This window comes from Neobacillus sp. NPDC093182, assembly GCF_044754045.1.
The window spans coordinates 52,294-75,341 of sequence record NZ_JBIVOI010000015.1 but is presented as its reverse complement, the minus strand read 5'-3'; the positions used below and the strand labels follow the sequence as shown (position 1 = coordinate 75,341).

Genomic DNA, 23,048 nt, shown 5'->3' with positions numbered 1-23,048 from the left:
TCCATTGAAAACCCGCCCATCGATTCAACCTTTAATAAGTATATTCAATGGGCGGGGTATTGTTAATCATCGATATTTTCGTATACATCATGCATTGGTTAACATTAGACCTCTATCAATTAACACTGGAAACTCCTCGTGAAAAAGCTTTATATCTTCAAGCTGGTTTCTAAGCAATAGCTGCTGGTCTGGCAGGAGATTCCGTTTTACAAGGATTTCCATTATTTCAATCCTTAATAGCCAATCCTCCTTAAACTCAGTGGTTAATTTTTCAATCACTTCTACCAGCACTGCTTCCATGTTTTTTACTTTGGTTTCGCGGATACTTCTAACCTTCCCATACAATTGTTCTAACGAAGATAACTCCCTTTTTACAAGTGGTTTTGTTACTACTTCCTCTAAATCTGCATAAAATTGCTCTGAATCTGCGGCACCAGCGAAAACGGAGGTAATTCGATCTCCAACGGCCAAATCATACGTGCCCCAATCACGTTGAAATAAAGTTTGATCTTCATATGAAACCGTACAATCTTTAAACGATATCAGCAGAAGTTTGCCATCTTTCCGCTGGAAATGTTGAGGTGTCCCGGAAACCTTAACGCCACTCACATACTCAATAGTAGATTCTTTTCCTATCTCTATTCCAATTCCTTTAAGCTCCTCATCATTAAGCTCCCCTAATGGATTTAGGCTGTTTGCTATTTTTCCAATTGGAGCTCCGAAACCGTCTTGATGTGTGGCTTTTCCATGCCCAGGCAATTCGGTATTTTGATAGGACAAGGCTGAAGGTCCTTCTATTTGGATATATATCGCTTCACCTTTTTCATCCTTGATGAGGTTACGTAAGGTTCCGGTTAGCTGCAGACCTGAGCTATATTGAATCGTAGCCGTATGATTCGAACGAAGTGCTTTATCTAAACCTTTGTTTCCACCAACCTTAAACGCCATCGTTTTCGAGAATTCCATCACTGCATCGATTAACTGATCAAAGCTGTCACACACGAAAAGCTGCGGCTGTGGTTTGGTAATATCAAAGCCGGTTTCTATAACAGTTTGCAGGTCGAAAGGAATTTTCTTTACCGAATCTGTTAAACTGCTTCTTCCTTCCGATACAGAAGATAATAATCCAGCACCATAGATTTGCGGCTGATCTACACTGCCAATCAGGCCGTATTCTACGGTCCACCAATATAAACGAGAAATTTGTTCCGCTTCTGATAATTCGGTTACAGCAGCTTGTTTTTCTTCAAATGTAGCTTTAGCTGCGTCGATTTCTGCTTTTGTTGCTTTTCCGCTTTCTAATAAATTTGAATAGGTACGTACTGCTTCAAATAATTCATGCTCTTCACTTGTAGCTAATGCTTTTGAACCGATCTGTCCAAATAGCTTTACATACTCAGAAAATTTCTTTTCACATAGAATTGGTGCATGACCTGCAGCCTCATGAATAATATCAGGTGCTGGAGTATATTGAATGTTTTCTAGTTTACGAATGTCAGAGGCTATCGGCAGGATTCCATGTGCTTGAAAGTCGAAGAAAATAACACCTGGGATGAAACCATCTATATTTGCTGCACCCCAGCCGAACGGCTCTAACGCTTTGTTCATGTCAGTAACATTCGGTATTTTCTCAACCGATATCCCAGAAGACTTTAACCCGCCAACATACGCTTGATGAGCAGTGTCTTTTAGATAGTTATGGTTTTGCCTCATCACATAACGCCAAACAGCATGATCAATCGGTGTGTATTTCTCATATTGTTGGTCGACGACATATTTTTGGAGATGTCTCGGAATTTTCCTTGCTTCCCCCATATAGAAATCTCTCCCTCTAGAAGAAAATTAACTTTTCGTTTGTAAATAAAATTCATCATATTTTGTGGCTAATTCAAAATCCAAAGATGTTAAACCCCTGGCGTTCCAGGACGAAATTCTTACTGTTACGACCTTATAGTCTATTGAAATAAATGGGTGATGGTTTACCTGCTCAGATAGGTTAGCAACTGATTGAACGAAATCAATTCCTTTTAGATAATCACGAAAACGATACTTGCGCTCAATCCATTTTTCATCCGTTAATCTCCAGTCAGGAACGGAGGATAACTTTTCTTGAACCTCAAAGGGGGTTAATTTTTCCATTGTCTTCACTCCTTTACACGAATAAAGCGCTTACATTTTTCAAGGTAAAATTTCATGCACCACTATAATACTATTGCAAGTTGAAAGAATTATCCGTGTTTAGACAAAAATATACTCCATTTTATTATCGCCAATGGGGTAGTGATTGGGCTCATTTAGGTTAGGGGGGTGATAAAAGTTCATCCTCCCGGTAATAGCGATTTCTTCCTATAATCAAATTGTAAAAACAATTAGGAGGAATAAAACATGACAGTTCAAAAAGGAATTTCAGCGTTTTCATTTATCGGGATCTGTGGAGCAATCCTGTTCGCCACACTTCCACTCTGGTTTGCTTTATGGCCAGAAACGTTAGGGGTCACAGCGGTGGATTTGACTGCCCACATTCTAATTTTAATGGGTATGCTAGGAATCTATTTTAACCATGCAGACAAACTTGGAAAATTCGGTTTCATTGCAGTGGTGGGTGTAGTAATTGGATTTGTTTTTCAAATTTTCATGAAGGCAGCCAGTGGATTTATCAAGCCGGTATTACTAGAATATGTTCCACAAACGTTGGAAAATCAAATTGCCCCATCACCCCTTGGTGAGGTGATTATGGCAGCCTTTATCATCTTTCCATTAAGTATTGTGCTGTTTGGTTTAGCCATTGGGTTATCGAAGATTCCGCAGCGAAAACTAGGATTCTTATTAATGGTAAGTCCATTTGGTTTTGTCATCCCATTTGGTATATTTATCTCTCCGATATTATTCGCCTTTATCTTTATCTCTATTGCCTATCCCATCGTAAAGGGCAGAAAAGAACAACAGACAGCACGTCAACTGGTCAACGGTTCTTAACATCAAAGGAGCTCTATGCGGAGCTCCTTTTTACATTAATTTATCCCGGATACTTCGAAGCTGTGTTTTTATCGTGTTTATGGATTTATAGAGCATCTGTGAAATTTGTGTTTTATTGTAGCCCTGCTTCTTGAGCTCATAAATTTCTCTTTCTGAAGGTGTTAAGTCCGATAAAATCATCTCTGTTCGCATGATGTTTGCTGCATCAGCATGGATGGATGAGCTATTATGGAAGGCTTCTCTTATGGCTTTAAGGATATCTTTATAGCTTGATTTTGTGATATAGTTAACTGCTCCCTGTTTGAATGATTGTATGACTACATCTTTATCATTTAAAGAGCTTAACATAATAATATTATGTTGTCCTATTCTTTTTATTTCTTTTGCAGCCTCAATACCGTCTAAATTATTCTCCGTTAAGTTAATATCCATCAAAATAACATCAATCCTAGAAGCTTTTACAGCCTCTACTGCTTCTTCTTTTGTCGATACAACTCCAGTTACGATTATATCCTGCTCCTTACTTAAATCAGTGGAGATGCTCTCCTGCCAAAAGGGATCATCCTCAACCAACAAAACTCTTATCACTTGATATTCCCCCTTTAACCTTACTGGAGAGAAGTCGTTTTTTTGGAAATGTCATTCTAATTAGCGTTCCTTTATTTTTCTCGCTCTCCACAATCGTTAACTTTCCTCGGTGCTTTTTCATCACCTGATAACAATACGTTAAACCAAGTCCATAATTAGTGGTGACCTTTTTGGATGTAAAAAATGGTTCAAACACCTTCGTCCAATTTTTCTTATCAATTCCACATCCATTATCACGGATATCAATGGCCAACTGACTTTTAACCATTTTAACAGTAATCTTTATGAACCCTTTGTCATGATCAATCGCCTCGATGGCATTCATACAAAGGTTTGAAAGTACCTCCCGTACATGGTTAGGATCACATCTAAGGGTGCCATCAAACTTGTAAACCACCTCGAGAATAATGTTCTTCTTATCTACTATCGGCATAAGGGGATTTATCACTTTGGCTAGTTCGTCTTTTAAATCAACGATATGTTCTACTAATTCTACTTCTTCTGATTTTTCTTTGATGGTATAGGCCATTCCCTGGAGATGGTTTGTGATAGCTGCAATTTTATCCAGTGATTGAATCGTTTCCGTCTCGTTTTGTTGGATCACATGGTCCTTGGCACGTTCGAGCATATATTCGATTTTCTGGACTTCATTTTTTATCGTGTGATTAATTATCGTGGTTCCAAACGACATGGAAGTTATAGAGGCGTTTAGTCTATGCTTCTCAAATCTTAGTTTTATTCCTAGAATTCCATAACGAATACTGTAAAAAAACAATAGGAAGAGAAGCCAAAAATCGATATAAAAGCTGTTTAAACTCCAGTTGATGTTTTGTTTGAAATAAATGCTGCTTTCCATAAGGATAATGCTTTCAACAAATAGAAAATCCTTTAAATAAATGAGGATCATAATGGGCACAAAAATGATCGACAGCCGGAGATGATTTCGTTTTTCCCCTTGTTCTCCTGACTTAAAGATTGAGTAGATGTAGATCATACATCCAGTAATTATATATAGCCCAGCCCAGAAATGCAGAAGATTTAAATTGATTCCTTCTGAAATGGTTTGAGCTTCTAAAATAAAAAAAATAATTGAAGGAAAAAGGAAAACAACCCTTAAAAACATCGAAACTCTATTTGTAAGCGCAAAAGAGCTCATAAGAAACACATAGGGCAACAGGAAATAAAACATACACATAAAAGAAAGGACTGAAAAAGTGAGAATATTAGCTTCCAAAGCTGATAGGATTCCTTTTGTGAGGAAATATGGTTTTACTACACTATGCATTAAAGCAAAATAACTGCCACCGCCGCCAATCAGTAAAAACAAGCAAATCCATTTAATATAGGTGTCCTTCCGATTATTAATATATAAAAATACAGCAATCGGCCAAAGGATAGGAAACACATTTTCACCTCCAAAAACTGGTATTCTAAAACCATCATAATATTTTTGAAATCTTCTGTCTTTACTTAAATCAAAAAAAATCCATCTGTTAGCCAGATAGATTTTTTTGATTTATTATTTTTTTATAGGCTCAAAGGTAACGTTAATTTGGACAATTTCTGAACGTGTACCAATTCGGAGCGGCAGTCCCCACACACCATAGCCGGATGAAACAATCGATTGGAGCTGCCCTTTTTTCAGATAGCCAAAGTCGTTTTCAAAAATCATGTTCGTAATCAGGTCCCCTGGTGCTACCTGACCTCGATGTGTGTGACCCGATAGAATAAGGTCCACCCCGTTCTTTTCGGCAATATCTAAATCATATGGTTGATGTTCAAGAAGAAAAACGGGTTTCTCTAAATCGACTTGCTTCATTAACTTCGGAAGCTCTGCTCTTACAACATCCTGATACCCTCTGTCTTTCCTGCCCACAAGGACAATCCCTTCAGGAAGGTTGAAGACCTCGTCATCTAGGACCTTCATGCCGCTATTATTAAAAATGTTTACAAGATCCGCGTCATCACGATCATGATTCCCTAAGGAAGCATAAACAGGAGCTTGGATTTGTTTTAGTATCTCTGGAATTCCCTTTTCAAGAAAAGGTGTAATATCATCATCAATAATATCTCCTGGAAAAAGTACTAAGTCAGGTTTTTCAGAATTAATATACTCCACGAGTTTTTTAGCCTGCCCGCTTCCCGATAAATCCCCAAAATGCATATCCGAAGCCATAATAATTTTCAGATTTTGTTTCCCTTCTACCTGTTTCGGGATATTAATTTGATATGTTGTCACTTTAGGACTGTATGCATTAAATACTCCGAATAAGAATGAACAAACAAGCACAATTAAAACGGTGTATCCTGTCCTTTTAACAAACATTTCTTTCTGTAGCTTCGTAAATCTTCTTAAAAAAACGGCTATATTGGCTGCTGGCAGCAGCAAGATTAAAAAATAAAATAACGACAGCCACGCAGCCCCAAGCCATGTAAAAAATAAACTCTCATCCAGCCAGCGTGAGAAAACGAAAGAATAAGCAAAAAGAACGAGTACAACCCAGAACATTATTTTTATACTTTTTCGGTCACCACTAATTTGCTTCAGCCAAACCCAAATATTATAGCCAATGTAAAATATCAATATATTATATAGTAAGATAATTCCTATTCCAACAGCCCACACAGAAGTAAATCTCCTTTTCACTAGAAGTCTTACTATAATTAGACAATATTTGAGCTCATTTAACAAATAATTAGGACTCACTATTTTCCATTTTTTCGCAAGGTTGATATTACCAACACTTCCTCCTCTTATTTTTTGATACAATTTTAAAGTCAGAGAATAGTAGGGAGGAATACAATCTATGAAGAAACGCAATCTCCTCCTAGCCCTGGTAATCCTCATTACCTTTACAGGGGGAATTTTTACAGGAGTTTTATATTCCAATAACAAAATAGAACAAGCATCGAAATCGCTTAAAATAGAAAAAGCTTCAGAATCAGAAAAATATCTCGAAGAAAAAGAGATTCCAGAGGAAAGTATAGAGGAATCTAAAGTATTATTGGGTTATGTACAGGATTTTCGTGATCCGAATGTAGTTGATTATTCCAAGTTAACACATGCTATCTTCTCGTTTGCTCATCCGACACAGGATGGGGGAATATTGCTAAATGGTGACTCAGCCATCAATAATTTACGAGCGATGGTCAAGGAAGCTGACAAACACAATACAAAAGTAATTCTAGCTGTTGGCGGCTGGTTTCATATTAATGGCGGGGAATCCTACGAGCCATTTAAAACAGCCATCAGTAATCCCGACTCTAGAACACGACTAGTGAATGAACTTACTAGCATCGTAGACCGTGAACAACTTGACGGTATTGATATCGATTTCGAACATCCTCGTTCAAAAGCCGACGCGGCAAACTTGGCGGCATTTGCGAAGGAGCTGAGCGATCAGCTGCATCCAAAAGGAAAAGAGCTGTCGATTGCTGTTTATGCCAAAATTCATGCGGTGACAGGCACCGAGATGGGCTTTGTTGTATATGAACCTTCTACTTTCCAATTTGTCGACCATGTAAATATTATGGCCTATGATGGCCAGTGGGACGGCGGATACAACGCAGCGAATCTATCTCCTTATCCGTTTACGGAGAAAATAGTAAACTATTGGGCAAATCTATTTGATCAAAACAATCTGCCGAAAGAAAAGCTTGTTTTAGGAGTGCCTTTTTATGCTCAGCCTGAAGACCCTGCGATTAAACAGGTTTCTTATGCAGCTATCGTCAACAGTGATCCTGCAAATGCTGTGAATGATACGGTGAGTATGAACGGAACCACTTATCATTATAATGGGGTTGAAACGATTAAAAAGAAGACGAATTTAGCACTGGATCACGGTTTTGGCGGGATGATGCTGTGGGAAGCTGGTCATGACAGCAAAGGTGATCATAGCTTAACAACAGCAATATACGATGAATTACTTAAATCAAGCGATGTCGTAGCAAAGAAATAACAAAAAGGCTACACACTCTACTATGAGCGTGCAGCCTTTCTTTTTATGATTGAAGATTCATTAACCTTTCATTCACTTCTTCTTGGCTTAATCCATGCTGAGCTACATAACGGTTTCGTGGGTGTATTCTGCACTCATGTGAACAGCTGCGTAAATGACGGTGTTCATTTTCCTCAGAGCAGAGAATCTTCTTATTACACTCAGGATTTGCACAGTTTACGTAACGCTCACAAGGCTCACCTGTGTAATAATCCTTACCTACCACCACATGTTCTTTTTGATTGACTGGGACTGCGATACGCTCGTCAAATACATAAAGCTGTCCATCCCATAATTCCCCTTGAACTTCTGGGTCTTTTCCGTAGGTCACAATACCGCCTTCTAGTTGTGAAACATCTTCAAACCCTTCTTTTACAAGCCAGCCTGAAAATTTTTCACAGCGGATACCGCCTGTACAATACGTAAGAATCTTTTTACCTTCGAATTGCTCCTTATTTTCCCTAATCCAGTCTGGCAGATCACGGAAATTTAATATATCAGGTCGAACTGCGCCTCTGAAATGACCTAAATCATATTCATAATCATTACGTGCATCAATCACAACCGTATCTTCACTTTGCATAGCTTCGAAAAATTCTTTCGGTTTTAAATGCTTGCCGGTTATAGCAAGAGGATCCACATCGTCTTCTAAACGTAGAGTAACAAGCTCTGGTCGAAGACGAACGCGCATTTTTTTGAACGCATGCTCTGTGGCTTCATCAATTTTAAAGACAGTACCTGCAAAAAGCGGGTGCTCATCCATATATTTTATATAAGCATCAGTTTGCTCAACTGTACCTGACACAGTACCGTTAATTCCTTCAGATGCAATAATAATCCGACCCTTAAGACCTAACTCATTACAATGCTGAAGATGCTCTTGTTGAACTTCCTCCGGATTTTCTATATTGACATATTTATAATACAGTAACACTCGATAATCTTGATTCATATTAACCACCTTATTAACTTTTATACATTCTTTATATTAATAACCGAATTATTATATCAATAATCAAACACTTATTTCAATTAATTAGAATTATTATTCCCTTTTTTTAAAAATTAAAAGGCATCCTGCCGTTGATTTTAATTGGGCAGGATACCTATTAATAGTACATTTGTAGATATTTTCAAAAGTGTGTAGATATCTCTAAGTATGTCAAGATATCGGCCAAAATTTTGTAGATATAGCTGAAAAACGTGTTACTCTCCAAATTGCCATACACTATGACTTAGGTTGCCATATCGGAAGCTGCGATGTAATAGTTTCGCTTTTTTATTATCATCTGCTGCCCCCATAGCATAAAAAATCGGAACAAAGTGTTCATTGCCATATGGAGGTACAGCATATTGTGCATTTGGCGCGAGTGAATCGTACTTAAACAATGAATCTGTATCCCATGTATGAAGATGATGAGCTAACCAATCATCAAATTCAACCGCCCATGTATCTACTTGTCCATTGTCCGCAAAATTCACGGCTCTTAAATTATGAACGGTTCCCCCGCTGCCAATGATTAAAACATCTTTAGCACGTAATGCAGCCAGTGATTTTCCTACCTTATATTGTTCTTCCGGTGTAAGAGCAGGATTGACAGACATCGCAATCACAGGAACATCTGCATTTGGGTAAAGTAATCGAAGCACCACCCACGCACCATGATCCAACCCCCGTTTCGTTTCTACCTCAACAGGAATACCATTATGTTTGAATAAATCCATTATTTCATTAGAGATTTCCTCTGAACCTTTAGCTGGATATTTAATGGTATACAATGCCGGGTCGAATCCACCGAAATCATAAATGGTGTCATATTCGTTTACTTTGCTTACTTTTTGTGCTCTAGACTCCCAATGGGCGGAAAATAAAACAATCGCCATTGGGCGCGGTAAAGTCTGTCCAAGTTGATTTAAAAATTGAGTATACTCATTGTTTTCAACCGCAAGCAATGGTGCACCATGAGCGATAAACAGTGATGGCATCATAGTACTTTTCCCTCCTGTATTAAAGTGATTGTGTCTGGTTATTTTGTCCTTTAAAAAACACTTTATCTAGCGCAAACATCTTACTATCGTTGATGGCAATAAATAATGCCATTGCTAGTAATGCTAAATCTAATTCCCAGCCAGCACCTTGACCATTTCCTAAAAAACCGCCTGCTAATTTCACTTTAACAGTCGCTCCAAGCATTAATAAAACAAACAATGCTGATACAATTCTGCTTCCTAAACCAATGATTAAAGCAAGTCCTCCAACCATTTCTAACACTGCAACACCATAGGCAAGAACACCTGGTAAGCCAATGGAATCAAACCAGCCCACGATATTTTCAATTCCGCCTTGGAATTTCACTAATCCATGGATAAAAAACGTAACCCCTAATACTAAACGTAATATTAATGTACTTACTTCTATTTTCTTCATTTTTCTACCTCTCCCTTAATAAATTATTTTTTTAAATCCTGTAGTAACCAGTTGGTAAAATCCTGCAGATTTCTTAAGGAAACACTATGTCCTTCTTGGTATGTCTTAAAAGTAACATTTGCACCAAGCTGACCAAAATACTCGTTGTTGGCAACTCCCCATTCAAAAGGAAGCACTTGGTCCATTTCTCCATGTGAAATGAATACGGAAACTTCATTCACAGGTTTAATCTCATACTCTTCCTTTACGAAGGCCGGAATGTAACCACTAAGTGCAACAATTCCTTTTATTTTATTGCCTAATGTTAAGCATAGCGTCATTGCTAAAATTGCACCTTGGCTGAAACCTAATAAGTATAAATGAGATGTATCTAGCGGATACTGTTCGCAAGCATAGTCAATAAAGCTTGTAAGCCTGTTTACACCTTCATCGAACACTTCTCGATGCGGCTTCCCGTACCCTTCAATAGTAAAGAAAGCATAGCCTGGAGGCTGCGTGAGATGACCGCGAATACTGAAAATGTAGAACTGTTCTTCTAATCCGTTTACCAAAGACAGCATGTTTTGCTCATTACTGCCAATTCCATGCATGATAAACAATGCTGGATACTTTTTATCAGGATCGATCTCATTTGGACGGCGAAGCTCATAAATCATCGGTTCACTCATTTATATCATCCCTTCTGTAAGTATTTTAATAGTTAATAAGGATTCATATTTATAAACACAATAACAAAAAATAAAATGTTTTTAAATATGAACATTTGTTGCTTATAGGATAACAGCGAATCTTATGGATTGTCAATGGCATTTTTGCTAATATATAAATATGTTCTATATTAGGAAACAATAAAGGGTGATCAAACTGGATATCGGCGCAAAAATTCGTGCAATTAGAAATCGAAAAAAAATCACAATAGCCCAAATGTGTGAAGGTACTGGACTGTCAAAAGGATTTATCAGCAATATAGAAAACAATAACACCTCACCGTCGATTAGCACGCTGCAAACCATTGCGAGCTACTTAGAGGTTCCATTACCTTACTTATTATTAGAAAAAAAACAACATTTACGCGTAGTTAGAAAAGATGCCCGAACAACGACCTCATTTAATCAGTTAAAAATTGAACATATCTCATCCATGGGTGGTTTAAGTTTGCGTAGTGTGGAATTTCCGCCAGGCGCCTCGATTGGCGATGCCCATGCACATGAAGGGGAAGAATGTCATTTAGTGCTGGAGGGAAAAATCCTCGCAGAGCAAGGGGAAGATTCTGTTATTTTAGAAGAAGGTGACTCCTTTAGCTGGAATGCAAGTGTTCCTCACACGGTGAAAAATATTGGGGATTGCAAAGCGGTTGTTTTAATAGCGGTTTATTCTAATACAGCTTTTTAAGGATTAACATGCGATATTCGTTCTGCAGGTATACATAATGAATACTGCAGTTAAACAGAGCATTTATTTCAAACAAAAATGCTCTGTTTTAAATGAAAGATTATCTAAAATTCTGAGCGATTTGATCGATTACTTTTATACCTTTTCTTAATAACGTATCAAACATGACCATTGTCACTTTGGCATCTGTAATATGTTCATCAAATTGATTATAAATATCTTGTTTTAATACGAAACTTGTATTCCCTAAATAGTCTGAACGGGTAATAATTTTTAAATGATCTCCTAAATTTGCTTCCTTTCGATACAAAACCTCCAATTTTAAAACAACCGTTCCAATACTCATTTCTCGAAAGTCCTTTAAAGATATTCCGCAATTTTCATACCAATTTACACGAGCATCCTCCAAAAACTGAACGTATCTACAATTATTCACATGACCTAATTGATCTATATCTTCTTTTCGTGTTTGAAGTGTAAAAATAGTTTCCATGACTAACCTCCTTACCAAAGCTTAGAACCACTGCGCAAAATATAAAATTAAATGCTTTCGTAATACCATGTACCATCCTGAAGAAATTTTTTACATTGGTTGTTTACATATAAATACTCCAAGTGAGCAAGTGTTTCGCCGACAGCAAAACGAGTTTCATGGATATTCAAATTTCGAAACAACTGTTGATTAACCTCATAGATGGTTGCTGGTCGTCTAATAGCTTCATACGTCTCTGATAATCTTTCATAATGGTGTGCCAATAATTCTTCAATTCTTTGATTGGCATTTCTAAATGGCTTCCCATGAGAAGGGATTACATAGTCAACGTTCAAAACTTTAATTTTTTCCAAGGAAGTCATAAAAGATTGTAATGGATTCCGATTACCCCTGAACCAGTAGGATATATTGGGAGAAATTCTTGGTAAAATATGATCGGTTGAAAATAAGATACTATTCTCTTTATTAAATAAAGTGATTAATCCATCGGAATGTCCCGGTGTAAAAATAACCTCGTATTCGTATTTGCCGAATACGATTTTCATTCCCTCTTCAAGAAAATGTTGAACAGTTGGATAAGGCTTTACCTGTGGGTTAAAACCCTGTTCATCCGTCGTTAACAGCTGAGATAAATTATCAGGAAGCCCGCATGTATCATAGTTTTTATTTACAATTCCTAAAGAATCTTTCTCCCAATAGGATAACCCAGCCTCCGTATCCATTTCTGTCATCCATACCTCTGCATTTGTAAGCTGCTGTAGTGTGCCTGCATAGCCAAAATGGTCTGGATGGTAATGAGTAAGAATGATGTCCTTTATTTCATGCTTTTCTATGATAGGTCTCCATATGTCCCTGGATACATCATTATTTAGTCCTGTGTCTATAATGGTCCACCCGTTTGTCCCTTCAGCTAAAAAGCAATTTACATGATTTAGTCGAAAAGGCAGCGGTATGGTTACTTGTGTTACACCGAATTCATTGAACAAAAACCCTTCTCCTCCCTCTTACTTCTTATTTACCTTTGGCTGTGTTAAATTTGTCTGTTAATTTCCACTCCAGGCACTTCGCTTTCCGCGGGCGGTCCGGGGAGCCTCCTCGACGCTACGCGCCTGCGGGGTCTCCCCTGCCCCGTCCTCCCGCAGGAGTCTTCGTGCCTTCCGCTCCAATTAACAGGGTGCAAAAAACAACAAATAGCTTTAACACAGCCTAATTAAAAAGGAATAAGCAACAAAAATAAATTTTTGCTGCTTATTCCCCTTTATTCGTTCTTATTCACTAATTCTTTCAATGATTGTTCCGTTGGCCATTCCGCCGCCTTCACAAATTGCCTGTAAACCATAGCGGCCGCCTGTTCTTTCTAATTCATGCATCATGGAAATCATCAATTTTGCACCTGTTGCACCTAGTGGGTGTCCAAGGGCAATGGCCCCCCCGTTAGGGTTCAATTTCTTAGGATCTGCCTTAATTTCTTCTAACCAGCACATTGGTACCGGAGCAAATGCTTCATTTACTTCGTAGGTGTCCATATCTTCAATTGTAAGCCCTGCTTTAGCTAGTACCTGTCTTGTTGCTTCAATTGGACCCGTCAGCATCAATGTTGGATCAGATCCTACTACGGAACGGGCAACAATTCGGAATCTCGGTTTAAGCCCTAACTCCTCCGCTTTTTCACGTGACATCAATAATACAGCTGCAGCACCATCACTCATTTGGCTGGCATTTCCTGCATGAATTTTTCCATCTTCTTTAAAGACGGTTTTTAGCGTTGCTAATTTTTCAATCGTGGAACCTTTACGCGGTCCCTCATCCTGTTTCACAACAACTGTACTTCCATCCTCTAGGGTTACCTCTAACGGCATGATTTCTCTATCAAATCTGCCTTCTATTTGGGCTTTTAAAGCACGATTGTGGCTCTCTACAGAAAATTCATCTAACTGGGTACGTGTAAATCCCCACTTATCAGCAATTCTTTCTGCTGATAAACCTTGGTGAATAATTTCATACCTTGATGTTAGCTCTTCACTGGATGTTGAATTTTGACGGGTCGAACCCAACGGGACACGTGTCATGCTCTCTACTCCCCCGGCAATGACAACATCCATATCCCCGCTTAGAATGGCTTGTGCTGCAAAATGAATCGCCTGCTGACCGGATCCGCATTGACGATCTATGGTGGTTGCTGGTACATGGATAGGGAAATCTGCCATTAGCACTGCATTACGCGCTATATTAAGACCTTGTTCTTCCACCTGTGAGACACAGCCCATGATGACGTCCTGCACGATTCCTGGGGAAATGCCTGCACGATTTACTAATTCTCTTAATACTTTTGCAGCCAAATCATCTGGACGAACGTTGCTTAATAACCCTTTTCTTTTTCCAACTGGGGTACGAACACCCTCCACAATAACAACTTCACGCATCTCATCTTCCTCCAATATATATATAATTTTTTTAAAAATTTATCTTGGGGCCATGCGAATAGCGCCATCTAATCGGATGGTTTCACCATTAAGCATGACATTTTCAATAATCGACTGAGCTAATTGTGCATATTCAGAAGGACGCCCGAGTCGGGATGGGAATGGAACCTGGGATTCCAATGCTGCTTTAGCCTGCTCAGACAATGAAGCGAAAAGAGGTGTTTCGATTAAACCAGGTGCGATGGTCATCACTCTGATTCCAGATTTCGCCAAGTCGCGAGCGATTGGAAGTGTCATTCCAACAACACCGCCTTTAGAGGCACTGTAGGCGGCCTGCCCAATTTGACCATCAAATGCGGCAACAGACGCGGTATTGATGATTACTCCTCTTTCACCTTCTTGATTTGGCTGATTGTTGACCATTTGAGCAGCAGCAAGGCGAATGACATTAAAGGTCCCAATTAAATTGATTTCAATGACCTTTTTAAAATGATCAAAACTATGCGGTTGATTTCTGCCAACAGTTTTTTCAGCAATAGCAATACCTGCACAATTCACTACGGTATTGATACTGCCAAACTGAGCAATCGCTGAATTGATCGCATTCTCGACATCTTCTTCACTTGTTACATTCGTTTTGTAAAAAACCGCATTTTCCCCTAATTCTTCTGCTAAACTCGCACCTCTTTCTTCAGAGAGGTCAAGAATTGCCGCCTTACCGCCGTTTTTTACGATATTTCGGACAGTTGCTTCACCAAGCCCCGAAGCACCGCCCGTTACCAAAGCAATGGAATCTTGTATTCTCATCTTCTAATCCCCTTTCTTTTTTTAAAAACCTAGTTCCTTCAGTATTTCATTAGTATGTTCCCCCAGACCGGGTGCATGCCGTCTAGTTGTAACAGTTGAACTTGATAGTTTAATAGGATTTCCTATTTGTTTGATTACGCCCACTTCTGGATGGGTGATGTCTTCAATCATTTGACGATGTTTAATTTGCGGATGATCTACGAGTTCTTCTGGAGTTAAGACTGGGGAGACACAGGCATCAATACCTTCAAAAAGCTCAAGCCATTCCGTTAATGTTTTTTGTTGGATGGCTGCTTGAACTTCCTGCTTCATTATGTGCTGTTGTTCAAGTGGTTCCTCTAATTGGTCTATTAGTTGTTCCTTACCAATGACTTTGCAAAAATTTTCCCAAAACTTATATTCAAGTGCACCAACGGAAATAAATCGATCATCCTTTGTTCTATAAATCTCGTAACATGCTTTCCCGCCGTTTAAAGTTAGTTCCCCGCGAGTTGGCACTTCACCGGAGGTCCAGTAGTTTGGCAGAATCGTATGCATCCATGACAGAGCACCATCAAGCATGGAAATGTCCACAAATTGACCGGTGTTCGTTTTCTTCGCTTCAATAATGGCGAGTAAGATTCCCACTGCAGCCATCAATGCTCCTCCGCCAATATCACCGATTTGAACGGATGGGATGAGAGGTTTTTCGTTTGGAGCACCTTGTAGATGCAGCAGCCCCGAATAGCTCAAGAAATTCAAATCATGTCCAGCCTCTTTGGCGTAGGGTCCGGATTGGCCATAACCGGTTATTGCGCAATAAATCAGTTTTGGATTATGTACCTTTAACTCCTCATATCCAAGACCTAGACGATCCATAACCCCAGGGCGGAATGATTCTATCAGGACATCTGCTGTTTTGATTAAAGAAATAAACGCCACTTTATCCTTTTCGTCTTTAAGGTCTAGGGTAATGCTGCGTTTATTACGATTTAATGAGATAAACATAGCACTTTGATCATCGTTTACTCTTGGTTCGTACCAGCGGGCATAATCCCCTCTTTTGGGATCTTCCACTTTTATTACATCTGCTCCATAATCAGCCAGTAGTAATGAACAATAAGGGCCAGGCAGAAGTCTTGTGAGGTCAAGAACGCGTATACCTTCAAGAGGTAACAAACTATCATCTCCTTATAAAAAAATACCTTATGATACCGTTTACATCTATATTTTAAATAATAGCAATTTTCTTATAATTTTACAATTGGTTTATTTTTTGAACTCATGTTTAAAATTTATTGATTTTTCATATTAGCTGTCCTATATTTAAGATTACAAAGTTTAATAGTTAGGGGGGAAAGAGCATGTCCTCTTTTAGAGCGCAGAAAATGGCGAAAAAAAAACAGGAAATCCTTCGTTCTGCTGCGGCCGTTCTTATTGAAAAAGGATACCAAGGAACCACGATGGAAGAAATTGCTGCAAAACTTCTCATGACAAAAGGATCAATGTACTACTATTTTAAGAATAAGGATGACCTTCTGTATCAATGCCATTTAATGATTATGGAAATCTGTCTGGATGGAATTGAGCAAGTTATCGAAAGTGATCGTAACCCAATTGAAAAGCTAAGAAGCGCCATTAAAGAACATATTCTACTAGCTACTAGTGAGAAATCAATGTTTATGGCGCTATCGAAACCGAATCATAATTTCTCAGAAGAGCAGCTGCAAGAAGTGCTCGAGCTGAGAAAAAGTTACTCTCACTATTTTGATAGAATCATTCATGAAGGTATAGATAAACAGGTGTTTGGTTCTGTGGACGTAAAAATGGTACGTTTAATAATCTTGGGTGCTCTCAACTGGATCCAAGAATGGTATGACCAAAATGGTCCTCAAAGTGCAGAAGAAATCTCTGAAGCCTATGCTGACTACTTATTAAAAATGCTAATGAAAGAAAAAGAATAAGTTAAACCCTCCTTGTCATAAATGGAGGGTTTGCTTGTCATCCTATTTTTTCTTCATTTTCTGAACTTAAAAGTACTCTCTTATTAGAAGTTACCGGGGTAAGGTTGGATCGCTTTAATAAATAGTTTAAATGATCCAGTGGCATTGACCCATGACCTTTTCCATCTTCTAGTGTAAATTGAACGGTAATCCCATTGTTAGTCGTAACCGTTAACGATTCTGCAGAATTAAAATTCCCCTTGATGCTTTGAGAAATTTGATATTTCATTCCTGTTTCAATAGACATTTGCTATCTCCTTCGCTGTATTTAATCATAGTATTCTCCGATAATTTTTATTCATACAAATTTATTCCATTTTGCTTCGATCAAAACTGGTGATTAAAATATGTTGTGATAGAATATCATTATCTAGGAGGAGGTGCGCATATGGAAGGGTTTAGTCATTTATTGAAAAGGCAGCGTGATTTCTTTCTAACTGGTAAAACAAAAGATGTTTCATACCGAATAGCAGCATTAACATCCTTAGGAGCCATGATTCGCTCACATGAGACTGAAATTATGGCAGCACTTAAAAAGGATTTGAATAAGAGTGACTTTGACTCTTATATTAGCGAAATGGGAATATTGCTTGAGGAAATCCGCTTTACGCTCAAACATATAAGAGATTGGACGCAGCCAAGGAAAGTAAAAACGGCAATGACGCAAATAGGATCTAAGGCCTATATTTATTCCGAACCATATGGGATTGCATTGATTATTTCTCCTTGGAATTATCCTTTACAATTAGCTATCGCTCCTCTGATTGGTGCGATTGCTGCGGGGAATTGTGCGGTGCTTAAACCCTCTGAATTAACACCAGAGACATCAAAACTTATGGCAGACCTGATCAATAAGACATTTCCTGAAGAGTACATTTCTGTTGTTCAAGGAGATGCCGAAACCACTCAGCTGTTATTAAAAGAAAAATTCGATTATATCTTTTTTACTGGAAGTGTTTCAGTTGGAAAGGTAATTATGGAAGCGGCTGCAAAGCACTTAACTCCGGTTACGCTAGAATTAGGAGGAAAAAGTCCTTGTATCGTTCATCATGACGCGAATCTTAAATTAGCAGCCAAACGGATTGCCTGGGGCAAGTTTATTAATGCAGGTCAAACATGTGTGGCACCTGACTATTTATATGTACACAAAGACATCAAGGAAGAATTTTTAACAACCTTCAAAGAAACTATTAATGAGCTATATGAAGATATCGTAAAAAATGGTGAATTTACGAGAATCGTAAGTGAACGACATTTTAATCGTGTGACCGGCTTACTTTCGAGCGGTGAAATCCTTCATGGCGGCAATTATTCGAAGGATACACTTACAATTGAGCCGACAGTCCTTGGCGGTGTTACGTGGGATGACCCCGTGATGCAGGAGGAAATTTTCGGGCCGGTTCTCCCAGTCCTTGAATATGATAATGAAGCAGTCATGATTCAAAAAATTAATGATCACCCTAAGCCATTAGCACTTTATATTTTCTCTGAAAGTAAAGAATTCCAAGATTCCATCTTGGGTTCGATCTCTTTTGGCGGCGGCTGTTTAAACGATACCGTTATGCACCTTAGTTCACCTTACCTTCCATTTGGCGGTGTTGGTGAAAGTGGAATTGGCGCCTACCATGGCAGGGGCAGCTTTGATGTCTTCTCTCACCAGAAGAGTATCTTAAAACAAACGACTACCTTTGATTTACCATTCCGATATCCAAATCGAAAAGATGCACTAAGACAAATTAAACGATTTATTAAATAAAAGCGTGTAAAAAAGCCTTGCAGATTGTGTTCTGCAAGGCTTTTGTTTCGATTAAACCCAGCCTCTAAATAGGGATGCTTCTGCTACCTTCTTAATCCCAACCATATAAGCCGCTAATCTCATATCAACTTGATAGGTCTGAGCCTGTTGATAAATTGTGTCAAAAGAACTAACCATTACCTTCTCAAGCTTTTCCATGACCTCTTCTTCAGACCAATAGTAACCCTGATTATTTTGCACCCATTCAAAATAAGAAACCGTTACACCGCCTGCACTTGCAAGAATATCGGGAACAAGAAGAATTCCACGTTCTGTTAAGATCTTTGTGGCTTCAAGCGTGGTAGGTCCATTTGCCGCTTCAACGATAATGCTAGCTTTAATATTTGCTGCATTTTCTTCAGTAATTTGGTTCGAAATAGCAGCCGGCACTAGAATGTCGCAGTCTAATTCAAGTAATTCTTTATTGCTAATCGTTTCATTGAAAAGCTGTGAGAATGTACCGAAGCTATCTCTTCTATCAAGCAAATAATTGATATCCAGGCCGTCAGGATCATAAACCCCGCCATATACATCGGAAACAGCCACTACCTTCGCACCTGCATCATGCATAAATTTAGCTAAGTAGCTGCCTGCGTTTCCAAACCCCTGGATAACTACACGAGCTCCTTTTAACTCTTTTCCTTTTTTCTTGACGGCTTCATTAATACAAATGGTAACACCACGTGCCGTTGCCGTTTCACGTCCATGTGATCCGCCTAATACTAGTGGTTTACCGGTTATGAATCCAGGCGAGTCAAACTCACGTAAACGACTGTACTCATCCATCATCCAAGCCATAATCTGTGAGTTGGTATATACATCCGGAGCAGGGATATCTTTTGTTGGTCCAACGATCTGGCTGATTGCACGAACATAGCCGCGGCTTAATCTCTCTAGTTCTCTGAAGGACATTTTTCTTGGGTCACAGATAATACCGCCTTTTCCACCACCATAAGGAAGGTTAGTAATCCCACACTTTAAACTCATCCAGATCGATAAGGCTTTTACCTCAGCTTCATCTACATCAGGATGGAACCGGACTCCACCCTTGGTTGGTCCAACCGCATCGTTATGCTGTGAACGGTACCCGGTAAATACTTTTACCGTACCATCATCCATACGAACTGGAATTCGGACCGTTAATAAACGAATCGGTTCTTTTAATAGTTCGTACATTTCGCTATTATAACCTAATTTGGTTAGCGCTTCCTGTATGACAGTTTGTGTAGAATAATATAAGTTTAAAGATTCTTTTTCCTTTTGCAGTTCTTTTGACATTTCATTTATCACTGTCTTAACGGACATGGTTAGACACCTCTTAGTTTAGTGGAATATGAAATTAGTATTTAAGCAAAAACTTTAGTAATTTTCTCAACTGCCCAATCGATTTCTTCCTTCGTAATAATCAGCGGTGGAGCAAAACGAATAACGGTATCATGTGTTTCTTTACATAATAAACCTTCTTCCTTTAGTTGCTCACAGTAAGGTCTTGCTTCTTCTGTCAGTTCCATACCAATAAATAAACCTCTGCCTCTTATTTCTTTAATCACAGGATTATTGATTGTTTTTAATTGTTCTAAGAAGTACCTACCTAATTCAAATGAACGTTCTGCTAGTTTTTCTTCCTCAATGACTTCTAACGCTGCAATGGACACAGCACAAGCAAGTGGATTTCCACCGAAAGTAGAACCATGTGAACCTGGGTTAAATACACCTAGTACATCTGAGTTAGCCACAACACAAGAAATCGGGAATACTCCGCCGCCCAATGCTTTTCCTAAAATCAACATGTCAGGGTTCACTTCTTCCCATTCAGTCGCAAACATTTTTCCTGTCCGAGCTAAGCCAACTTGAATTTCATCAGCAATAAATAATACATTGTTTTCTTTACATAAATCAGATGCTGCTTTTAAGAAACCTTCAGGTGGTAAAATAATTCCTGCTTCACCTTGTATTGGTTCAATTAAGAATGCTGCCGTATTTGGAGTGATGGCTGCTTTTAACGCCACAAGATCTCCATAAGGAATGAGCTTAATGCCCGGAAGCATTGGACCAAATCCTCGCTTATATTCAGGGTCAGATGATAGTGAAACGGCACCCATTGTCCGGCCATGGAAGTTGCCTGTACAAGCAATGATCTCTGCTTGATTGTCAGCGATTCCCTTCACATCATAGCCCCAGCGGCGTGCTGCTTTAAGAGCTGTTTCAACAGCCTCAGCACCTGTATTCATTGGAAGTGCCATATCTTTATTCGTTAATTTACATATTTTTTCATACCATGGACCAAGCTGATCATTATGAAAAGCACGTGATGTTAACGTTACTTTATCTGCTTGGTCTTTTAAGGCTTGAATGATTTTAGGATGACGGTGTCCTTGGTTTACCGCAGAATAAGCACTTAACATATCCATATAGCGATTTCCTTCTGGACTTTCCACCCATACTCCCACTGCCTTTGATACCACAATCGGAAGTGGATGATAGTTATTGGCACCAAATTTTTGTGTTTGTTCGATAATTTCAGTTGTTTTATTCATAATCGTATTCATTGTGACTTCCTCCTCTATAGCGTTTCAGATGTTGTTTTTGCTTGCATATGGAGCAATAAATAATCAGGACCGCCTGCTTTTGAATCTGTCCCTGACATATTAAAACCTCCAAATGGCTGATATCCAACAATCGCTCCTGTGCAAGTACGGTTAAAGTAGAGATTTCCAACATGGAATTCCTCACGGGCACGTTCAATATGTTGACGGTTGTTTGAAATTAATGCTCCTGTTAGGCCGTAATCGGTGTTGTTAGCGATTTTCATCATATGGTCGAAATCACGAGCTTTTGAGAAAGCGACAACTGGACCAAAAATTTCTTCCTGCATAAGCCGGGCATTTTCATCTAAATCAGCAAAGATCGTTGGCTGGATAAAGTAACCCACAGAGTCATCGCCTTCTCCGCCTGTCATTAACCTTCCTTCTTGTTTACCAACTTCGATATAATTCAAGATCTTCTTAAATGATTTATCATCAATCACTGGACCCATATAATTAGAAAGATCTTCTGGGTTACCAAGTGTAAGTGTCTTTGTTAACACCACAGCTTTTTCAAGCACTTCATCATAAACATCTTGATGAACAACCGCACGTGAGCCAGCAGAACATTTTTGACCCGAAAAACCAAAAGCAGAGTAAACAATGCTTGCTGCTGCTAAATCTAGGTCAGCATCATTGTCCACAACAACGGTATCCTTACCGCCCATTTCAGCAATCACACGTTTAATCCAAATTTGTCCTGGATGAACTTTTGCAGCTCGTTCATTGATTCGGCAGCCTACCTCACGAGAACCAGTGAAGGATACAAAACGAGTTTTTGGATGATCAACTAAATAATCACCAATTTGCGCCCCGCTGCCTGGTACAAAGTTTAATACACCATTTGGCAGTCCAGCTTCATGCATAAGCTCTACAAACTTTGCAGCCACGATTGGTGTTGAGTTTGCAGGCTTTAATAGCACGGTATTACCAGAGACGATTGCTGCCACGGTTGTTCCAGCCATAATGGCCAATGGGAAGTTAAATGGTGAAATAATGATTCCTACACCTAGTGGAATGTAGTGATATTGATTGTATTCACCATCACGGCTTTGAACAGGAAAACCTTCTTTAATACGAAGCATTTGACGACCGTAATATTCGATAAAATCAATTGCTTCAGCGGTATCTGCGTCCGCTTCCTTCCATGGCTTTCCAGCTTCTTTTACAAGATAAGCAGAAAATTCATGTTTACGTCGGCGTAACATCGCAGCTGCACGGAATAGGATATTGGCACGGTGTTCAGGCTTCCATTTCTTCCAGGATTCAAATGCAGTTAATGCCGTTTGCATGGCCTTTTCGGCAAGTTCTTGGTCTGCCATGGACACACTTCCGATGACTTCCTCTTTATTTGCTGGATTAATAGATTGAATCTTTTTATCGGTAGTAATGGATTCCCCGTCAATCACAACTGGATATTCCTTTCCTAGCTGGGATTGAACATACGAAAGAGCCTGTTGAAATGCTTGTTTATTTGCTTCTTCTGTAAAATTAGTAAATGGTTCATGCGTATACGGTTTCATTCTTTTGTCCCCCTTGTGGTTTGTACAAAATATAATATTGCAAGTTCCGTGCCAAACA

Annotated in this window: 23 protein-coding genes; 5 read left to right on the top strand and 18 right to left on the bottom strand. The window is 38.9% G+C overall.

Translation table 11 applies throughout. From position 1 onward, the window contains the following. Nucleotides 1–87 precede the first annotated feature (87 nt). Both ACIQAA_RS24080 and ACIQAA_RS24075 read right to left on the bottom strand, forming a co-directional pair. The gene (locus ACIQAA_RS24080) at nucleotides 88–1,815 is read right to left on the bottom strand and encodes an aromatic amino acid hydroxylase (protein WP_402624678.1); all 1,728 of its coding nucleotides are present in this window, start codon (nucleotides 1,813–1,815) and stop codon (nucleotides 88–90) included. Between the two features lie 27 nt (nucleotides 1,816–1,842). Further along, nucleotides 1,843–2,139 carry a 4a-hydroxytetrahydrobiopterin dehydratase gene (locus tag ACIQAA_RS24075; protein WP_402624676.1) on the bottom strand — a complete coding sequence of 99 codons (297 nt, stop codon included), beginning with the start codon at nucleotides 2,137–2,139 and terminating at the stop codon, nucleotides 1,843–1,845. A gap of 246 nt (nucleotides 2,140–2,385) precedes the next feature. On the opposite strand from ACIQAA_RS24075, the gene ACIQAA_RS24070 reads away from it, so the two are divergent. Continuing rightward, complete coding sequence (locus tag ACIQAA_RS24070; RefSeq protein ID WP_402624674.1) at nucleotides 2,386–2,976, top strand: hypothetical protein; 591 nt, start codon at nucleotides 2,386–2,388, stop codon at nucleotides 2,974–2,976. A 30-nt stretch (nucleotides 2,977–3,006) separates the two neighbouring features. Here the strand turns inward: ACIQAA_RS24070 and ACIQAA_RS24065 are convergent, their stop codons facing one another. The 3 genes from ACIQAA_RS24065 to ACIQAA_RS24055 form a co-directional block, all read right to left on the bottom strand. Next, on the bottom strand, nucleotides 3,007–3,564 hold the full coding sequence (locus ACIQAA_RS24065) for a response regulator (protein ID WP_402624671.1): 558 nt from the start codon (nucleotides 3,562–3,564) through the stop codon (nucleotides 3,007–3,009). Continuing rightward, nucleotides 3,542–4,969, bottom strand: coding sequence for an ATP-binding protein (locus ACIQAA_RS24060; RefSeq protein WP_402624668.1), 1,428 nt, complete (start codon nucleotides 4,967–4,969; stop codon nucleotides 3,542–3,544). Before ACIQAA_RS24060 ends, ACIQAA_RS24065 begins: the two co-directional genes overlap by 23 nt. A 114-nt stretch (nucleotides 4,970–5,083) precedes the next feature. Then, nucleotides 5,084–6,190 (bottom strand): metallophosphoesterase, encoded by a 1,107-nt coding sequence (locus ACIQAA_RS24055; protein WP_402624665.1) that lies wholly within the window; start codon nucleotides 6,188–6,190, stop codon nucleotides 5,084–5,086. A 181-nt stretch (nucleotides 6,191–6,371) separates the two neighbouring features. On the opposite strand from ACIQAA_RS24055, the gene ACIQAA_RS24050 reads away from it, so the two are divergent. After that, nucleotides 6,372–7,523: a glycoside hydrolase family 18 protein gene (locus ACIQAA_RS24050; RefSeq protein WP_402624662.1), complete on the top strand. Its 1,152-nt coding sequence runs from the start codon at nucleotides 6,372–6,374 to the stop codon at nucleotides 7,521–7,523. A 43-nt stretch (nucleotides 7,524–7,566) separates the two neighbouring features. Here the strand turns inward: ACIQAA_RS24050 and trhO are convergent, their stop codons facing one another. From trhO to ACIQAA_RS24030, 4 genes are all read right to left on the bottom strand, one after another. Continuing rightward, on the bottom strand, nucleotides 7,567–8,514 hold the full coding sequence (trhO, locus tag ACIQAA_RS24045; RefSeq protein ID WP_402624659.1) for an oxygen-dependent tRNA uridine(34) hydroxylase TrhO: 948 nt from the start codon (nucleotides 8,512–8,514) through the stop codon (nucleotides 7,567–7,569). A 254-nt stretch (nucleotides 8,515–8,768) separates the two neighbouring features. Continuing rightward, nucleotides 8,769–9,551, bottom strand: a complete 783-nt coding sequence (locus ACIQAA_RS24040; protein ID WP_402624658.1) for a DODA-type extradiol aromatic ring-opening family dioxygenase — start codon at nucleotides 9,549–9,551, stop codon at nucleotides 8,769–8,771. Between the two features lie 19 nt (nucleotides 9,552–9,570). Next, nucleotides 9,571–9,990: a DoxX family protein gene (locus ACIQAA_RS24035; protein ID WP_402624656.1), complete on the bottom strand. Its 420-nt coding sequence runs from the start codon at nucleotides 9,988–9,990 to the stop codon at nucleotides 9,571–9,573. Between the two features lie 23 nt (nucleotides 9,991–10,013). Then, entirely contained in the window at nucleotides 10,014–10,658 is a 645-nt protein-coding gene (locus tag ACIQAA_RS24030) for an alpha/beta hydrolase (protein WP_402624653.1), read from the bottom strand. A gap of 196 nt (nucleotides 10,659–10,854) precedes the next feature. Here ACIQAA_RS24030 and ACIQAA_RS24025 point away from each other — a divergent pair, with 196 nt between their 5' ends. Beyond that, nucleotides 10,855–11,382 (top strand): helix-turn-helix domain-containing protein, encoded by a 528-nt coding sequence (locus ACIQAA_RS24025; protein ID WP_402624994.1) that lies wholly within the window; start codon nucleotides 10,855–10,857, stop codon nucleotides 11,380–11,382. A gap of 100 nt (nucleotides 11,383–11,482) precedes the next feature. On the opposite strand, the gene ACIQAA_RS24020 is transcribed toward ACIQAA_RS24025, so the two are convergent. From ACIQAA_RS24020 to ACIQAA_RS24000, 5 genes are all read right to left on the bottom strand, one after another. Continuing rightward, on the bottom strand, nucleotides 11,483–11,875 hold the full coding sequence (locus ACIQAA_RS24020) for an acyl-CoA thioesterase (protein WP_402624651.1): 393 nt from the start codon (nucleotides 11,873–11,875) through the stop codon (nucleotides 11,483–11,485). Between the two features lie 47 nt (nucleotides 11,876–11,922). After that, complete coding sequence (locus ACIQAA_RS24015; RefSeq protein ID WP_402624649.1) at nucleotides 11,923–12,861, bottom strand: MBL fold metallo-hydrolase; 939 nt, start codon at nucleotides 12,859–12,861, stop codon at nucleotides 11,923–11,925. Nucleotides 12,862–13,143: 282 nt separating this feature from the next. Further along, the gene (locus tag ACIQAA_RS24010) at nucleotides 13,144–14,298 is read right to left on the bottom strand and encodes a thiolase family protein (protein WP_402624646.1); all 1,155 of its coding nucleotides are present in this window, start codon (nucleotides 14,296–14,298) and stop codon (nucleotides 13,144–13,146) included. A 39-nt stretch (nucleotides 14,299–14,337) separates the two neighbouring features. Next, nucleotides 14,338–15,105, bottom strand: coding sequence for a 3-hydroxyacyl-CoA dehydrogenase (locus tag ACIQAA_RS24005; protein ID WP_402624644.1), 768 nt, complete (start codon nucleotides 15,103–15,105; stop codon nucleotides 14,338–14,340). A gap of 21 nt (nucleotides 15,106–15,126) precedes the next feature. After that, entirely contained in the window at nucleotides 15,127–16,263 is a 1,137-nt protein-coding gene (locus tag ACIQAA_RS24000; protein ID WP_402624641.1) for a CaiB/BaiF CoA transferase family protein, read from the bottom strand. 185 nt (nucleotides 16,264–16,448) lie between these two features. Between ACIQAA_RS24000 and ACIQAA_RS23995 the strand changes: the two genes are divergently transcribed. Beyond that, nucleotides 16,449–17,048: a TetR/AcrR family transcriptional regulator gene (locus ACIQAA_RS23995; protein WP_402624638.1), complete on the top strand. Its 600-nt coding sequence runs from the start codon at nucleotides 16,449–16,451 to the stop codon at nucleotides 17,046–17,048. 37 nt (nucleotides 17,049–17,085) lie between these two features. On the opposite strand, the gene ACIQAA_RS23990 is transcribed toward ACIQAA_RS23995, so the two are convergent. Continuing rightward, nucleotides 17,086–17,334 (bottom strand): hypothetical protein, encoded by a 249-nt coding sequence (locus tag ACIQAA_RS23990; RefSeq protein WP_402624635.1) that lies wholly within the window; start codon nucleotides 17,332–17,334, stop codon nucleotides 17,086–17,088. 141 nt (nucleotides 17,335–17,475) lie between these two features. Here ACIQAA_RS23990 and ACIQAA_RS23985 point away from each other — a divergent pair, with 141 nt between their 5' ends. Next, complete coding sequence (locus ACIQAA_RS23985) at nucleotides 17,476–18,843, top strand: aldehyde dehydrogenase (RefSeq protein WP_402624633.1); 1,368 nt, start codon at nucleotides 17,476–17,478, stop codon at nucleotides 18,841–18,843. Nucleotides 18,844–18,894: 51 nt separating this feature from the next. Here the strand turns inward: ACIQAA_RS23985 and ACIQAA_RS23980 are convergent, their stop codons facing one another. From ACIQAA_RS23980 to pruA, 3 genes are all read right to left on the bottom strand, one after another. Then, nucleotides 18,895–20,160, bottom strand: a complete 1,266-nt coding sequence (locus ACIQAA_RS23980; RefSeq protein WP_402624991.1) for a Glu/Leu/Phe/Val family dehydrogenase — start codon at nucleotides 20,158–20,160, stop codon at nucleotides 18,895–18,897. 68 nt (nucleotides 20,161–20,228) lie between these two features. Then, nucleotides 20,229–21,419, bottom strand: a complete 1,191-nt coding sequence (locus ACIQAA_RS23975; RefSeq protein WP_402624988.1) for an ornithine--oxo-acid transaminase — start codon at nucleotides 21,417–21,419, stop codon at nucleotides 20,229–20,231. Nucleotides 21,420–21,445: 26 nt separating this feature from the next. Continuing rightward, nucleotides 21,446–22,990: an L-glutamate gamma-semialdehyde dehydrogenase gene (gene pruA / locus ACIQAA_RS23970; RefSeq protein WP_402624631.1), complete on the bottom strand. Its 1,545-nt coding sequence runs from the start codon at nucleotides 22,988–22,990 to the stop codon at nucleotides 21,446–21,448. Nucleotides 22,991–23,048 lie beyond the last annotated feature (58 nt).

Coding starts and splice junctions, on each gene's coding strand:
- ACIQAA_RS24080 (WP_402624678.1), bottom strand. CDS start 1,815: ATGGGGGAAGCAAGGAAAATTCCGAGACATCTCCAAAAATATGTCGTC.
- ACIQAA_RS24075 (WP_402624676.1), bottom strand. CDS start 2,139: ATGGAAAAATTAACCCCCTTTGAGGTTCAAGAAAAGTTATCCTCCGTT.
- ACIQAA_RS24070 (WP_402624674.1), top strand. CDS start 2,386: ATGACAGTTCAAAAAGGAATTTCAGCGTTTTCATTTATCGGGATCTGT.
- ACIQAA_RS24050 (WP_402624662.1), top strand. CDS start 6,372: ATGAAGAAACGCAATCTCCTCCTAGCCCTGGTAATCCTCATTACCTTT.
- trhO (WP_402624659.1), bottom strand. CDS start 8,514: ATGAATCAAGATTATCGAGTGTTACTGTATTATAAATATGTCAATATA.
- ACIQAA_RS24040 (WP_402624658.1), bottom strand. CDS start 9,551: ATGATGCCATCACTGTTTATCGCTCATGGTGCACCATTGCTTGCGGTT.
- ACIQAA_RS24035 (WP_402624656.1), bottom strand. CDS start 9,990: ATGAAGAAAATAGAAGTAAGTACATTAATATTACGTTTAGTATTAGGG.
- ACIQAA_RS24030 (WP_402624653.1), bottom strand. CDS start 10,658: ATGAGTGAACCGATGATTTATGAGCTTCGCCGTCCAAATGAGATCGAT.
- ACIQAA_RS24020 (WP_402624651.1), bottom strand. CDS start 11,875: ATGGAAACTATTTTTACACTTCAAACACGAAAAGAAGATATAGATCAA.
- ACIQAA_RS24010 (WP_402624646.1), bottom strand. CDS start 14,298: ATGCGTGAAGTTGTTATTGTGGAGGGTGTTCGTACCCCAGTTGGAAAA.
- ACIQAA_RS24005 (WP_402624644.1), bottom strand. CDS start 15,105: ATGAGAATACAAGATTCCATTGCTTTGGTAACGGGCGGTGCTTCGGGG.
- ACIQAA_RS23995 (WP_402624638.1), top strand. CDS start 16,449: ATGTCCTCTTTTAGAGCGCAGAAAATGGCGAAAAAAAAACAGGAAATC.
- ACIQAA_RS23990 (WP_402624635.1), bottom strand. CDS start 17,334: ATGTCTATTGAAACAGGAATGAAATATCAAATTTCTCAAAGCATCAAG.
- ACIQAA_RS23985 (WP_402624633.1), top strand. CDS start 17,476: ATGGAAGGGTTTAGTCATTTATTGAAAAGGCAGCGTGATTTCTTTCTA.
- ACIQAA_RS23980 (WP_402624991.1), bottom strand. CDS start 20,160: ATGTCAAAAGAACTGCAAAAGGAAAAAGAATCTTTAAACTTATATTAT.
- ACIQAA_RS23975 (WP_402624988.1), bottom strand. CDS start 21,419: ATGAATAAAACAACTGAAATTATCGAACAAACACAAAAATTTGGTGCC.
- pruA (WP_402624631.1), bottom strand. CDS start 22,990: ATGAAACCGTATACGCATGAACCATTTACTAATTTTACAGAAGAAGCA.